Consider the following 15,802-nt stretch of genomic DNA (forward strand, 5'->3'; position numbering starts at 1 on the left):
AATTATGGCAGTCAAATCTAATAATTTTGCCTTATACGTTTTAATGTTCAATATGTTCATCGCCATGGCAGGCATCGGTCTTATAATCCCAATTATGCCTGAATACCTGGGCACGTTTGGCGTTGCTGGTCAAGCTCTTGGTTTTCTAGTTGCCATGTTCTCATTTTCACAATTTATCTTTTCTCCGATTGCCGGCGATCTATCTGATAAGCACGGACGGAAAAAGCTGATTATTATAGGATTGATTATTTTTGGTCTATCGCAACTTGCATTCGGAACCTCAACCCAATTATGGATGCTGTATGCCTCACGATTCTTTTCTGGCCTTGGCTCTGCATTCCTCATACCGCCTATGATGGCATTTGTTGCTGATATCACAACATACGAACAGCGAGGCAGAGGAATGGGCCTTCTCGGTGCTTCCATGTCGCTAGGATTCATGATTGGACCTGCAATCGGCGGATTCCTTGCAAAAGTTAGCTTACAATTCCCTTTTTACATCGCGACAGCAGCAGCCTTAACGGCAGCGGTTATTTCCATTTTTGCTTTACCAAATCCGGCGCCTCGTAGTGCAGACAATCCTGGAATTGAAAAAAAGAGGGAAAATCTTGTCATGCAGATGAAGCGCTCAACTACAACCCCTTACTTCGTCATGCTAATTGTCATGTTTGTCTTTTCATTCGGTTTGGCTAATTTCCAATCTACAATTTCACTTTATGTAGACCATAAATACGGCTATACACCTGCCCAAATCGCCGTCATCATTACAGTTGGAGGATTTGTCGGAGTCATCGCTCAGACATTTGTCATCAACAAACTGTTCAATCGATTTGGGGAAATGCGCGTCATTCAAGTCAATCTTATCATCGCGGCTTTTGCAATGATTGGCATTGTATTCGTCAATTCTTTCTTTATGATTCTTTTCGTAGCAACGATTTTCTTCACTGCTACATCTCTCCTTCGACCTGCCGTTAACACACTTATTTCGAAGCTGGCGGGCGAAGAACAAGGTTTTGCAGCTGGTATGATGACTGCATACATGTCTCTAGGTAACATGGTTGGACCTGCACTTGCGGGTATCCTGTTTGATATCAATATTATTTACCCATATATTATCGGTACAGTCATCCTACTGGTCTGTTTTGTCATTGCATCCTATTGGGCAAAACGAAACGGAGATTTACTTACAGGTCTATAAACATATGAAAGAAGCCCCATCACACTTGAAAGATTCCAGTGTGATGGGGCTTCTTCATGTAACAATAACCGTCCTTTACGTTATAACCGCCATGGATGCAGTTATGACCGCCATGAGACTTGTTATGACCGGCATGACTTAGATTATGACCGCCACCGGTAAAAATCTTTGCAGATAACAGCCTCTACAGGTTTGGAATCTTTCAAATCATCGTTTCTTCTTCGCCTTCAATAATTCAGCAATACTCTCCCCTGCTGTCGATGTCTCCTTGACAACTGGTTCGCGTACTAGACGTTTCTTCGTAAGCCCTTTGAACATACCGAAACGACGCAACGTAATATCGATAAAGAACAAAATCATCGCTACTAAGATTAGCCATTCTGCAATCCGTATCTTTTCACCACTTTTAAAGGGGTGATCACGGAATGCCTCTGTCGGTTCTTCTAACACTTTTCCGCCTGTCCGTTCGGCAATTTTAGTCATCAGTGCTGCGTTCGGTACTGCCGGTTTATATTCATCGCTATACGGTACTGAAAGGCCAGCTTCGAACAATCCACCTTTATCATCCGATACACCGAAAAATACAAGACCCGGTTTGGCATCTACAGTTACCCGTACTTTACCGGGAGCAAGTGGCTCTGAGGTGAATGGTACTTCTTGTCCTGCTTCATCCACGACGGCTATGTCGAGGAATGCCGCCTTACGAGAACTGTCTGTTACCGTATAGGTACCACCTCGTTCATGGGTGATGATGTAAGGGACTTCTTCATATGAGGGCAGCAATCGTGCCACTGCAGTATTCCAAAACTCTGGGTAACCGTCCCATCTTGCTAAATCACCCGTCCACTTCCCTGTTGAGTCAGATGTGAATGCAACAGTCCTTCCGAGTCCATACATCCATTCAGCAATGACTGGGTCTTCTTTATGGCTAATCCCCGCAATCGTCGCTGTCGTTTTCGCTGTCGTTGCAATATAGGCATTCATTTGCGGAACCCCTTCGCTAAATAGTGATGACCATTCAGGAACACCGCCTAGCGTCATATAAAATGGATTATCCTCGATATATGTTCGCGTCATCATCGACGTTTCTCGGGCCAGTATTGCCGGTACTGTCGACTCATCGACGACATCGTAAAACCGTCCGCCACCATTCTCCGCAAGATCTTCTAAAAGCGACCAGTCTGCATCTGAACCGATAGCAACCGTCGACATCGTAATATTATTTTTTCTACCTTCCGCAATCACTTCTTCGTAATCCGAAGGCATCGGTGATTGGCCATCTGTCATCAAAATAATATGTTTCCTTTGTAGCTTCAAATCCGCAAGATCATCATAGGCTTTTTGCATGCCCGGAAAAATATCCGTCCCCCCGCCTGCCGGAACGGAAAGGATTTGTTCGACTGCGTCCTTCTTATCTTCAAGCTTACCGATTGGAATGACTTCCCATACTTGATCATCAAATGCAGTGAAACCAAATGTGTCATCATCACGGAGAAGCTCTACCGATCGCGCAGCTGCTTCTCTTGCCAAGATGATTTTCGAACCGGACATACTTCCCGATCTGTCCATAACAATCATTAGGCCGAGCGAAGGAAGCGATTCTTTTCCTTTCACTTCCATCTCAACTGGAAGAAGCCGTTCAATCGGAGACTTGAAATAACCGCCAAGCCCGAAACTTTCGTCCCCTCCGACCATCATGAAACCTGTACCAAAGTTTTTCACAGCCTGTTCAATGACCGTCATCTTATCCTCACCAACGACGTGCCCTGGCACATTATCAAAAATGATTGCACCGTAGCCTAAATAACCCGACAGCGTTTCCGGTAATTGTTCCGCATCAACAACATCTACGCTCATTACGTTTTTATCCAGCAGTGTTGGGATTGCTGATGGATTACGGCTCGTCTGAACAACGAGCACACTCGGGGAACGTTCCATCATTGTGACGGACAGCATTCGGTTGTTTTCTAAAAAGCTGTCATCCGGTACAAGGAGTTTGGCTTCGTATTTCAGCAACCCGCTTCCAGTTGCCGATGTCCGGAATGAAAAAGTGTTCTTACCTGGCTCAAGTGTCACCTGCTCTTTGATGATTTCCTTATCATTTTGATAAATGAGCAGTTCACCAGTAGTTCGAGTAGATGATTCCACTTCAACTTGTAGCAACTGCTTCTCGCCTTCGTAAGCAGTCAGAGGCGTATCAAAAATCGAGATTGAAGCGTCCGCACTTCCTGGTCGTTCAAGTAAAACAGTGTCAATGATCACACGGCCTTCACTATATTTAGGCAATAATTCTTCAACCTTGCCCACTGTTTCCAAACCATCAGAAAGTAATACGATCCGTGTCGCACTATCATTTTTAGCCACTGCAGCAGCAAGGTCAATCGCTTTCGCAATATCGGTTGCATCTTTTGATTCCATCTGCCCAATTACCGGAAGCTCTACGTCTGCATCTGTCAACTGTGAATCTGTTCGGAACGTCTCTGCGAATGAATACATCCCCACTGACTGATTCACTTGACGGCCTTTCAGACTTTCTGCAATCCATTTATCTGCTGAATTTCCGGCACTTTCAATTGAAACAGAGCGGTCTACAACAAACAATATTTGTTCTTTATCAGCTCGCAGCGTTATAAAAGGAGTTGCCAGTGCAAAGATGAGAGCAGCGATCGCAGTACATCTTAGAACAAAGAGAATGGTTCCTTTTCCAATAAGCCGCATGCCCGATGATTTCCATGTATACCCCATATAAAGCGCAATTGGAATGAACAATAAAAGCCATACAGGCTGATCAATTCGGATATCCACGTCTTCTTTGCACCTCCCATTCAATAAGTAGAAGAAGCAAAAGCGGCACGAGGAATAGCCAGCCAATCCTATTTTTCCCTTCTTCATTCCCTTTCACATTTTCAGCGTGCCCGATTTGGTACGATGAACCCTGTACAAGCTCTTTTTCAGATTTCTCAAGCTGAACAGCAAACATCTTTTCTACTCCTCCGTCCAATGCTTTATAAATACCTGGACTTGTTGGCGCGATGAAACTCGAACCATCCGTAATTGTTGTGACATATTCATCATCTATCGTATAGATTTCTAGTCCATTCTCTGTTCTACCCGAAAGAACCGCTTTGCGCTCATTCGGTACAAATAGCCCTAACGAATCTGTTTCAGAACGCAACAATTCAGCGGAACTCCAAACAAATAGTGGGAAGGACGGATGAAGTGGCCAATCAGTCAGCTCAATATCGGCAAGTATGACAATGTCGCCGCGCTTCGATTTTTGGATGAACGGCTTATCGCCCACAGTCGCGATTGTCGTATACGATTTAAACGGCGGATACAAGGCACTTACGTATACGTCACTAATATTTGCAATCGTAAACAGTGGATCTGAGGTGTTTTGTACAGCGCCTGCAACTGGTTCAGTGGATTTATCGTTCCTTCCGACAATTATCACCGGCTTCGTTCCTTTTTTAAGGAATGAAACATCATTTGTCACGATAATGGACTCTTCCTGCGCAGCAAGCATTTCAGTCGTGGAACCGGTCGTAACGGTTAATCCGACAGCTTCAAATGCTCTCTTGACCAACTCATGCAAGTGCCCGTCGACAACAGCCTCCCCCGTCTCATTACCTAACAATACGTAGGCCGTATTATCGACTTCATAATCGTCCTCTACAACGATTTCGGCACGTAATAATTTACTTTCGGGTAATTCCTTGAACGATAAAAGTACTTCTTCCTCGCCTTCAATAGAAAAAGTTTCAGCTATCAATAAGTTACCGGTTAGTAGATCTTTAATATGTACGGCTCCGATTTGAGTATCATCTGAATCATTGGTAATTCTTATAATAGCTTCCGTTCCTTCAGGTGTCTTGACCGCTCCGAATTTATCGATGGAGACATTGATTTTAGGATTTTCATCCCCATGAATCGTCCACGCGATGGCACTTTCTCCTTCAGAAAAAGTTGCTTGATCTAGCGAATCCGTATAAATATGAATTGCAGCACCTGTTGTAGTGATTGACTTTGCAAACTCAATGGCCCGTTCCATATATTCATGTTCATATGTAACGGTTAATTTATCGATAGCGGTCATGATTGCTTCGCCGTCTGTTTCCTCCCGTATGACGACAATGGGCTCTTTCCCAGTCGTCATAATTGTGATCGGTTCTCCCGGGCGACTCGCGACTAGTTCCTTCATTGCTTCCTGATTTCGCGCAAATAGTAAAGTTCCTTCATTGCTAGCTAGCATAGTCGCAGACGTGTCCACAATAAGAATAGTATGACCACCGACTGCCTCTTCTTTAGTAAGATAAGGCCCTAGTAAAATAAATACTATTAGCAGAAGTGCCGCCATTTGCAGATAAAACAAGGCATTCCGCTGCAAGTTTTTCAAGTAAGGAGACACCCTTGTTTCCCGCATCGATTGGTCCCAGAACAATGTCGATGATATCGTTGTCGTTTCGTAGCGTTTTCGGAAAAAGTAATAGAGAAGGACGGCCAAAGGAAAAACCACCGTCCAACCATTCACTAACTTATCAAATCCCACTTAGCCGCCTCCATCTATCGCACCCACCCTGCATGGCGCATTTTTTTCGTTACGGTTTCCATGACCCCTTCAGCAACTTCTGCACGAATAAGTTGAATACCGAATTTGCGGGCAAGCGCTATCATTTGTGCTTCATGTACCGATTTCTTTTCCAGGTAATCTTGAACCGTACGCCTCGTCATAGTCACTTCGATGCCGTCACCGCTCTCGATGTCGACAAATCGAATATCCCCCTCGTAATTTGGAGCTTCTTCCACTTTCGAATGAATCGTTACAACACGTACGTCACCGCAAATTCCTGGCAGACGGCGGAAAAGATGTTCCCACTTTCCTACTTCTTCAAGTCCATCTGTCAGGATGAACAACACCGTTACTGCTTTTGGAATAGATGCAAGTGCTCGGTCCGTGAAATTTTCTGTTGATCCCGGATCTTCAATCGCCGAAATGAATTTCGTCACTGAAGCACGATGCGCAGCACCTTTCTTTCTAAAAAAGGTATCCTGCCCATCAGTCCACGTGGAAAACGATAGTGTATCTCCACTTTTAAGCGCTAATTGCCCGAGCGCAATTGCCAGTTGACGGGCATAATTCCACTTTCCCTCTGCCCCCATTGACTTCGTCGGATCGAGTAAAATATGGATACGCATCTCTTGTTCATCAAGAAACTGCTTAATGTAAGGCTTGTCCGTTCGTGCATAGACATTCCAGTCGATATGGCGCAAATCATCACCCGGATGGTATTCCCTGAAATCAGAGAAATCAAGGGAAGAACCGGTCTTCCTTGAACGATGCGTCCCTTTATGATGTCCCAGACGGCCCGACCGAGAAACAATTGATAATGCACCAAGCCTTTTCGCTAACCCATTAGGAAACAGTTCACCGTTCATTGCACCGATGCTCCTTGACGTACTTCTTCAAGCAATTTAACGATCAGATCGTCAACGTCAACGCCCTCTGCTTCCCCTTCATAATTGATGAGAATACGATGACGTAACGCAGGTTTAGCAACTGTTTTAATATCCGCAATGGATACATGATAACGACCTGACACAAGCGCACGCGCTTTGGCGAGTCTAATAATTGACTGAAGTCCCCTTGGTCCGCTTCCGTACTGAACATATTTTGCCCAGTCATCGGTTGAACCGTTGTTGTTGTTGTGGGTTGCTGAAACCAAATCGACCGCGTAATTAATCATTTCATCCGCAATAACAACTTCTTTGACCATTTCTTGCGCCATTACGATTTCTTCCGCATCCATTACTTTTTGAATTTCGATAAGTCGCGGTCCCGTTGTACGCAGAATAATTTCCTTCAGTTCTGATTTCGCTGGATACGGTAAAATTATTTTACAAAGAAAACGGTCCATCTGTGCTTCCGGCAATGGATAAGTTCCTTCCATCTCAATCGGATTCTGCGTTGCAAGAACGAAAAACGGACGTGCCATTTGTCTCGTCTCTCCAAGTACCGTCACCGTTTTTTCGCCCATCGCTTCAAGCAAGGCACTTTGTGTTTTCGGAGTAGCTCGGTTAATTTCATCCGCCAATACCATCTGGCTAAAAATCGGACCTTCTTTAAAAGCGAAGCGCTGCATTCCTTCTTCATTTCGTTCCAAAATGCTTGTCCCCGTTATATCGGCCGGCATTAAATCAGGCGTAAATTGAATCCGTGAAAATGACAAATCGAGCACTTCTGAAATCGTTCTAATTAGCATTGTCTTCCCAAGTCCGGGCAACCCTTCCAATAGTGCGTGCCCATCTGCCAAAATCGAATAGATAGAAAACTCGACCGCTTCCTGTTGTCCGACGATGAATTTACCGATTTCCTCTTTAACTAATCCTAGTTTCCCACTCATTTCTTCAAACTGCTCTGGTGTAAATGGCATACGTACACTCCCATTCTGTCTTCATTCGATTGAGGAAAAGTAATCAGAGAGGATGTGCTGCAAATCTGGCGGCAACTTCATCTTATCCGTACTCTTCAGGTAAGAATCTTTATAATCTCCAACAACTTCTTTATAAGGTCGAATTGTTCCTTTTTCAACTGGACCTTCTGTTTCTCGTTCCTCGATGAAACTCCCTTCACCAAGGTCCCCTCCAACAACGGACGAATTCCCTTTTTCCCCTACACGGTCATTCGGGATTGAAAGAAGACTCCTTCCTCCCGAACCTTTGCCAGCACCGGTTCCTCCTTGGCCTTGTCCTTGGCCTTGTCCTTGTCCTTGGCCTTGGCCTTGACCTTGACCTTGGCCTTGACCTTGACCTTGACCTTGACCTTGACCTTGACCTTGACCTTGACCTTGACCTTGACCTTCCCCTTCGCCTTCCCCTTCGCCTTCCCCTTCGCCTTCCCCTTCGCCTTCACTTTCACTTTCGCCTTGACCTTCCCCTTGGCCTTCACCTTCTGATGTCCCAGTTTTAGTATCACCCTCTGTTGCTGAAGAGCTACTCCCTGAGCTTGCAAGGGCGGGTAATGCAGGTGCTTTACCGATTTCATTCAACGCACTATGTGCTTCACCTGCATTTTGCGCAAGTTTATCCGTAAGTTCCATAAGCTCACTAAGTTCTTTTTCTTCCGCCTCGCTTAACGATTTGGTTGGATCACCAGATGTCTTAGCTAACTCTTTTTTGTCTGCTAGACGCTGTTCTTTTAATCGTAATTCCTTCTGTTTCTTAACAAGTTCTTTCAACGCTTCTTCCGACGTTTCCGCTTCCAAAAGCTTTTCAGCGAGTTCCTGCAATTCCTTTTTCACTTCGGGTAATTCTTCTTTTTTAATCAATTCCTGCACATCTTTTTGCATCTCTTCAATAATCTTTTTTTCCTGTTCAATCGCTCCCGCTTCTAACTGCGCTTCAGAGGGAAACGTGATTAATAGGGCAAGACAAGCAGATATAATAATGAATCCACCTAGCATCTTTGGATTTACATACCGTTTCTCCCTTTTTTTAAATTGCTCAAAAGCAACCGCCACTTTCGACTCGGCTGCAATGATAATAGCAGGAGCAAGATGAGTTTCATTGACCTTGATATCCATCGCTGTTATAAGAAGATTATCTGGCATAAATTCATCAAGCTGCCTTACCGCTTCAGCGTTGTTATATCTTTTGTAGATAATGAAAACGATTGTCGCAATGAGTAGCAATACTGCACCGATAAGCGCGATACGTCCATAATAAGGAAGGACAAATAGTCGAGAAGCGACAACTAAAAGGACCGCGAAAAGGGCGGCAGCAAACATTCCAGTCTGCACCGTATAGATGGCTTTTTCAAAACGTAGCCGGTACAGAGTAGCCAGCACATATTTCTTTAATACTGATTTCTTTTCCATTCGCCCACCTCCCTATTATTTTGAACGTTTCATATTAACACGCAATTTCTTTACTGAAATAAATAGTGAAATAACCGTTAGTGACAAATAGAAAATAAGATAGCCTATCCAAATCGGAAATTTCACTTGCGTCATTTCCGAAATGCTATCCCCCATTCCTGTCGAAAGGAATGATGCGAAGAGGATTGCAGGATTAATTGACGCCAGAATATGCCCAAGCATTGAAGTTGGCGGCGTACCTGTTCCCATGTGATTGAACTCTATCATTTGCATAACAATCAAGAATATGAACCCAGTGACGACCGATAGAAACAGCATTGTTCCATACGTTGCAATCATCGAAACAATCGTCCGGCGAATAAGCGTGGAGAACATAACACCTACACTGCCGATTGCAAGAAGCGTTACAAATAAGAAAAAGAACACTTTAACAAAGTCCAATGGAGAGATACCGCCGAATAGGAATACTAAACTATAGACCGGTAATCCCGCCACAATGAGCAGCAACAGGAATGCGATTGATGACGACAACTTTCCTGAAATAATTTGAAATGAACTTTGTGATGTCGTCAATAAAATTGACAGCGTTTGTTTTTCCCTTTCCGAACTAATTGCTCCAGCCGTCAAACCCGGAGTGATGAATAACACAAGTCCTAGTTGGATAAATGCTAACAACCCAAACAAGATGAAACTTTCACTAGGTCTGAAATAAGACGTCCCTGACATCGTCATTGTCGCAAAGATGAAACCAAAAACAAAAATACACATTGCTATCAAGTAGAATAGGATACCAACGAAACTTTTTGGTGAGCGGAACCTTAGTTTCAATTCTTTAAAGAGAACCGGATTATTGAAATTCATCTTCATATTAATCGGCTCCTTTCGTAATTTCCATGAACACATCCTCCAGATTGGTCACGTGCTCCATGAATGAAAGGATTGGAACATTATTCGTGATCGCTTGCTTCAACAATTGGACCTGGTCTTCTTCCGTCCCTTTATATGAAAATCTGACGCCATCATTAGCATCCAACTGTTCGATATTTGACACGTACGGATCTTCTTCGAAAAATGCGATTGTGCTATCGAGCGATCCAGCCAAACGGACTGTAATAACTCTTTCTCCGCGCAGCTTATCTTGAATTTCGGCAACAGAGCCGTGTGCGATGAGACGACCATTATCAATTACCCCAATTTCATCACACATTTCCGCCAGTTCAGGCAAAATATGTGATGAAATTAAAATCGTCTTGCCCATCTTTTTCAATGTTTTTAGAATGTCTCTCATCTCAACACGTGCACGCGGATCCAGTCCAGATGCAGGTTCGTCAAGAATAAGCACTTTAGGATCATGGATAAGACTGCGCGCCAAGCAAAGCCGCTGCTTCATCCCCCGCGACAAAAGATCTACGTACGCATGACGCTTATGTGACAGGTTGACGAGTTCCAACAATTGCGGAATAAGCTTTTGCCGCTCCGCTTCAGGAATGCCATAGCTCGCACCGTAAAAGTCCAGGTACTCGTCCGCCTTTAGCTGATCGTAGACACCAAAAAAGTCAGGCATATAGCCAATCATTTTACGAACTGCCTCCGGATTCTTCCGGATATTCACTCCGTCGATGAAAACGTCCCCCGCAGTCGGTTGTAATAAGGTCGCAAGAATGAGGAATGTCGTCGATTTCCCAGCGCCGTTCGCACCAACAAACCCAAAAACTGTTCCTTCACTCAACGTCAAATTCAAATTATCAAGCGCTTTGAATTGGCCGTACTTCTTTGTAAGTCCTTTTATCTCTATCATTGCGACACCTCCCCATTCAGCTTCAGCATAGGAGCACGGCCTTGATTACCATTCTTTTCATCATGAAAAATGATTCGGACAACAACTTTTCCATCAGGCGTTATATAGTCGTTTACATTTTCCGTCTTCACCAATTTCCCAGACTCTGACTGCTCGTATTGACCCGATCGCACATTTAATATGCTGACATCATATAGTTTTTTTTGTATTTTCGATAGTTCCAGCGATGTCCATTTCATGTTCTTTCCGATTAACCCTGCTGGTAATTGCCATGTTTGATTGTACACGGCCTCATTAAAGTAATATTCATCCGTACCATATCCCTGTGAATCAGGCTGAAACTGTCCATCCTCTGACAGCATCGACATCTCCATCATCTCTGGTTCAACTGTAAACACATCAGTCAACGTCACGTCTACCATTGCTGTTTGAACGAGCATCGTCAATGCTGACACTGAAGGTTTTACTTTAAGAAGTTCAATAGGAACAATCTGTGTATCTGTATAACCAATTACGGCTGGACTCGAAGTCTTGTTCATATAATCACCGGCAAATGAGAGAACGCTATCTTTCCTCATCTTCGTTAAATCATCCATATTGACTGGTGCAGGATTCATATACGAATTGAACATCGATTTTCTCGGAAGCAACGTAGAGGTTTTTAGCGTTTCATCCACTTGGGCAGTTTCCCCCGGTCCAAGATCACCGATTGGAATCAGTTTTGTTCCCGACCAAATCGATACATCCTTCAATGCAAACGGAAATCCATTTGTCACTGAACCCGTCAATTTTTTATCCGTTACATTTAATTGGATTTCGTAATTCCCTTGCTTTTCGATCCTGGTTTCTCCGTACACTGTCCCTACATTCCAATAGCCAATATTTCGAAGATGCATTGTCGTACCTGCTGCGTCCTTTTCAACAATTGCTTGTTTATGGATAGTCGCTTGAGAAGACCTGAAAGGATCATTATTTGGCAACGAAGCACCAAGCGTTGTTTCAACAGGTGCAGTAAATGTAAAGTTCCCAGCTTTATTGGTTAGGATTGACTCCACATAATACCCTGTCAAACTACCATCCTGTTCAACATTTAAAATTGCGGAATGTTGAATTTGTGCTCTTCCAATTCGATCTTTCGCTCCGTATGCAAATATGGCAATGGACGCCAGTATCGCAATGGATGGAATAATCCACCACGCATATTCTCGTTTGTCTTTCCGTTTAAGGATAAAGTAAAGCACTGGTATAATAAGAATAATATAAAATATAATTATTCCGAAAATTAATGGCGTAGATACTTTGAATGAAGGAAACAATTCATTGGTGCTAGCTACCGTATGGACAATTGCATTATTCGGACTGTCATAAGGATTCTGTCCCCATTGATTTGAATGTCCCGTCGCATCGAATAATGTCCCCCAGAACGCCGGCATTCCAACCATTTTAGCAATTGGGTCATCGCCGACTGAAAAAGCCGTTTGGACGATTTGCCCCTGGCCCAACTTGGAATAGGCAACGAGGACATTTCCTTCATCTTCAAGTAGAGACGATGCACCCGGATTTAATGCTGTTAAATAGGAAGGGATTGTGCCTTCAAATCCTTTTGTTCCCGCCCACTTATTCAAAACTTCAGGATTCGCTTCAGAACTTGCTTTCAACGTCAAAGGCAAATGATCTGAAAAGACACCCGTCTCCGCTTTCACGTTATCAGAACCTCCGATTACTAAGATGCCTCCTGAACGAACCCATCCTATCAACGCATTCTGTTTCTTTTCAGATAAATCGGCAAGCGGATACTCATCGATGATGATAAAATCAGCCGCTCCCCATCCTGCCGCTTCTTCCGGGAAATTTGGTTCACCCATTTTCGACGCACTAATAATTTGACTAGTAGAAGCATTCAAAATTCGGCTAGTTTTCAAAGCCCCAAGACGATCCGGATTATCCGTAAACGTTACGATGAATTTCGAATCATCGTAAAACATGGTCGTCGTTAATGTTTGTGCTCCTTTATGTACAACTTCTTTCCCTTTTTCCCATCCGCCCTCGTATAGGTAAATAGTTTTCGTGTTCGACATTCCCCCATACATATTGTTCATATCAGTCATATTCGGGATGACAAGCGAAATCGTTTTGGTCTCCCCTGCACCGATATCAACAGGGATTGCTTCCCCACTTCCTGTCGTAAAGTAACTCGGAACGTCGATTACAAGATCCCCGCTAAATGCAGTTCCACTGTTCTCAATCACAATTACTACTGGAGCACCTTTTCCTTCCTTTGCTTTACCGTCAATGCCTGCCGTAACACTCACTTTCAGATCCGGAGCTGCAAGAGCATTGACAGCTGGAATGAAGACAATCATTCCAACAAACAAAACCAACATTACCGCGAACTTTTTCCACATACTAATTTCCTCCTGTCATGCTGAATAGAAATCTATCAGTAGACTAATTGTTCTCATCTATTAGTACGAACGAGACAACCTAAAGTTCCTTTATTTCTCAATAATTGTAATCTTTTTGTAATCTTTCAGCATGACTTTGGACAATTTGTGTAAATGCATCCACTTGTTTTAGTGCAAACGAAGATTCATAGCCGATTAACCATGTATCTCGGGTTAACTCAAATTCCTCTTCATTGTTCAAAAGCGGCATTTTATTGACATCTTCATCACCGGTCAGCGTAATTGACGGTAATATCGCATAACCAATCCCATTTAACGCCAGTTGCTTACAAGTCTCAATCTGATCGACTGTAATTTGACGCCCCGGATTTTGGTCGAAATGACGCTGCCACCAACGCTGAATTTCCATATGGTAATTCGAGTCACTCTTGAATTGAATAAATGGACGAGTCGTATCTTTCAATTCTTCGATTGACGTAATTTCACGGTCTACTAAATAGAGATGGTCTCGGAATAAATACGTTTTTTTACTCTTCCAATCTACCTGGCCCCGAACAATTCCAACATGAGCTTCTCCTTCATATAGTGCTTTGACAATTTCTGAACTCCATCCCGTTATCAGCGATATTTTGGCATCTGGATACATTTCAACATACTCTTTCAATACTTGAGGCAACCACGTCTGCCCTACGATGGATGCACATGCAATTTTCAATGTGCCGTGCACTTTGTCCGCCATCGATGCAATCATTTCAAACGTTTCTTCACGTTTTATAATCGCTTCACGTGCATAGCCGATGATCAATTCTCCCGCTGGCGTCGGCTCAAGACCTTTCTGCGAGCGGATGAACAATAACGTTCCCCATTCCTTTTCAATTGATTGTAGCCGCTGAGAAAGTGCCGGTTGCGATAAAAAAAGTCGCTCTGCAGCTTTTCGCATATTCCCTTCTTCTGCTAATGCTTTAATGATTTCAAGTTCTGTCGTTGTCATTCAAATACCCCTTTCCACGTGGAATTTTTAATATAAAGAGCAAGCTGATAACAGCAAAAATGGCTACAGTAATATACACCCATTGCAACGAGCCATCGAGCGCATTTTGTAACAGCTGTACTTTTGTTGCAGGTATCGTTTTTCTCATTTCATCCGTCAGAAGTAAATTGACATCATCTAAACTATAATTCAAATCATCCTTTTTGAACCGGGCCATTAACATGCCATTTAAAATCGCGCCAAATAATGCCGCCCCTACCGTATTCCCGAAATTCCGCATGAACATATTGGCAGCCGTCGCTGATCCTCGCTTCTCTCTTGGAACCGCCCCTTGGATTGTGACGGTGAACGATGTACTTGTCAGTCCCATGCCAACGCCCACAAAAAAGCTTGCAATCGCAGCCCACCAAGGTCCTGACCCAGCGTCCATCATGACAAATAAGGTTGTTCCAAATATGAGTGATAACCCACCTGCAAAAGATACATGAAACGTACCGTAGCGGATTAACAAATGACCTGCAACAGAGGATGCAATCGGCCATCCGATAGACATTGCTGTCAGGGTGAATCCAGCAATTATCGCCGGCTGTTCCATAACACCTGTAACGAATGTCGGCAAATAAGAGGAAACTCCAATCAATATGACCCCTGTCGTTAACGAAACAAGATTCGCATACAATATAACGGGGGTTTTCCACAATGCAAATGGCATTACTGGATCTATTGCTTGTCGTTCGACCCTAACAAATAACGCTAACGACCCGAGTCCTACAATAACGAGGGTGATACTGTAAAACGACAAGCGACCGAATGCCTGACCACCTTCAACAAGCCAGTATAAAATAGTGGATAACGATAACGTAAGGAGGAAGGCACCTTTATAATCAATCGAAACCTTTTTCTCCCGCTTTGGTTCATGTAGAAACAGATAGATACCGACCATTGCAAGTATTCCAAGCGGCACATTCACCCAGAAAACAAACTTCCAATTCATATAGTGAACAATCAGCCCACCAATAACGGGACCTGATACAGCTGAAATTCCCCATACACTAGATAAATACCCTTGGACTTTCGCCCGTTCTTCCGTCGTATATATATCGCCTACAATCGTAGTAGCAATCGGCATTACGGCACCCGCACCGAGGCCTTGAAGTAACCTAAATACAATTAACTGCTCCATCGAAACTGCAAAACCACATAATATAGACCCAATAAGAAATATCGTCAATCCAATAAACAAAATTGGTTTTCGGCCAAATAAGTCCGCCAATTTCCCATAAATGAGTACAGTAACTGTACTCATCAGTAAATAAGAAGAAAAAATCCAACTATATCTTGAAAAACCACCAAGGTCCGAAGCAATTGAGGGCATTGCTGTAGTCACAATCGTCGCTTCCACCGCACCAACAAACATTGCCAACATGACAGAAATGAGCACAAGTGGGCGATTCGTAATTTTATTATTTTTCACAGTCTAGATTCTCCTTTAAACAGAAAAGGGCCCCATTTAGGAGCCCACAATTTAACCAAAAC

11 protein-coding genes are annotated in these 15,802 nt (G+C 43.5%); 1 reads left to right on the forward strand and 10 read right to left on the reverse strand.

What is annotated here, in order from left to right:
* Positions 1-4 precede the first annotated feature (4 nt).
* Positions 5-1,198: an MFS transporter gene (locus tag ACGLYD_RS13325; RefSeq protein WP_187045474.1), complete on the forward strand. Its 1,194-nt coding sequence runs from the start codon at positions 5-7 to the stop codon at positions 1,196-1,198.
* A 207-nt stretch (positions 1,199-1,405) separates the two neighbouring features.
* On the opposite strand, the gene ACGLYD_RS13330 is transcribed toward ACGLYD_RS13325, so the two are convergent.
* From ACGLYD_RS13330 to ACGLYD_RS13375, 10 genes are all read right to left on the reverse strand, one after another.
* Positions 1,406-4,003: a VWA domain-containing protein gene (locus ACGLYD_RS13330; RefSeq protein ID WP_399628382.1), complete on the reverse strand. Its 2,598-nt coding sequence runs from the start codon at positions 4,001-4,003 to the stop codon at positions 1,406-1,408.
* A complete protein-coding gene (locus ACGLYD_RS13335; RefSeq protein ID WP_399628385.1) occupies positions 3,987-5,747 on the reverse strand; it encodes a BatA and WFA domain-containing protein in 1,761 nt (586 codons plus the stop codon). Before ACGLYD_RS13335 ends, ACGLYD_RS13330 begins: the two co-directional genes overlap by 17 nt.
* A gap of 14 nt (positions 5,748-5,761) precedes the next feature.
* The gene (locus tag ACGLYD_RS13340; RefSeq protein WP_399628388.1) at positions 5,762-6,634 is read right to left on the reverse strand and encodes a DUF58 domain-containing protein; all 873 of its coding nucleotides are present in this window, start codon (positions 6,632-6,634) and stop codon (positions 5,762-5,764) included.
* Positions 6,631-7,629, reverse strand: coding sequence for an AAA family ATPase (locus ACGLYD_RS13345; RefSeq protein ID WP_399628391.1), 999 nt, complete (start codon positions 7,627-7,629; stop codon positions 6,631-6,633). Before ACGLYD_RS13345 ends, ACGLYD_RS13340 begins: the two co-directional genes overlap by 4 nt.
* 21 nt (positions 7,630-7,650) lie before the next feature.
* Positions 7,651-9,072 (reverse strand): hypothetical protein, encoded by a 1,422-nt coding sequence (locus tag ACGLYD_RS13350; protein WP_399628393.1) that lies wholly within the window; start codon positions 9,070-9,072, stop codon positions 7,651-7,653.
* 15 nt (positions 9,073-9,087) lie between these two features.
* A complete protein-coding gene (locus ACGLYD_RS13355; RefSeq protein ID WP_067211648.1) occupies positions 9,088-9,939 on the reverse strand; it encodes an ABC transporter permease in 852 nt (283 codons plus the stop codon).
* A gap of 1 nt (position 9,940) precedes the next feature.
* The gene (locus ACGLYD_RS13360) at positions 9,941-10,870 is read right to left on the reverse strand and encodes an ABC transporter ATP-binding protein (RefSeq protein ID WP_067211650.1); all 930 of its coding nucleotides are present in this window, start codon (positions 10,868-10,870) and stop codon (positions 9,941-9,943) included.
* On the reverse strand, positions 10,867-13,275 hold the full coding sequence (locus ACGLYD_RS13365) for a hypothetical protein (protein WP_399628396.1): 2,409 nt from the start codon (positions 13,273-13,275) through the stop codon (positions 10,867-10,869). The genes ACGLYD_RS13360 and ACGLYD_RS13365 overlap by 4 nt, the downstream gene beginning before the upstream one ends.
* A 97-nt stretch (positions 13,276-13,372) precedes the next feature.
* Positions 13,373-14,266 carry a LysR family transcriptional regulator gene (locus tag ACGLYD_RS13370; RefSeq protein ID WP_067211655.1) on the reverse strand — a complete coding sequence of 298 codons (894 nt, stop codon included), beginning with the start codon at positions 14,264-14,266 and terminating at the stop codon, positions 13,373-13,375.
* A complete protein-coding gene (locus tag ACGLYD_RS13375; protein WP_082786834.1) occupies positions 14,247-15,692 on the reverse strand; it encodes an MDR family MFS transporter in 1,446 nt (481 codons plus the stop codon). The genes ACGLYD_RS13370 and ACGLYD_RS13375 overlap by 20 nt, the downstream gene beginning before the upstream one ends.
* Positions 15,693-15,802: the final 110 nt, after the last annotated feature.

Source organism: Sporosarcina sp. SG10008 (genome assembly GCF_044569405.1).
In the GTDB taxonomy this organism is placed as follows: Bacteria; Bacillota; Bacilli; order Bacillales_A; family Planococcaceae; genus Sporosarcina; species Sporosarcina psychrophila.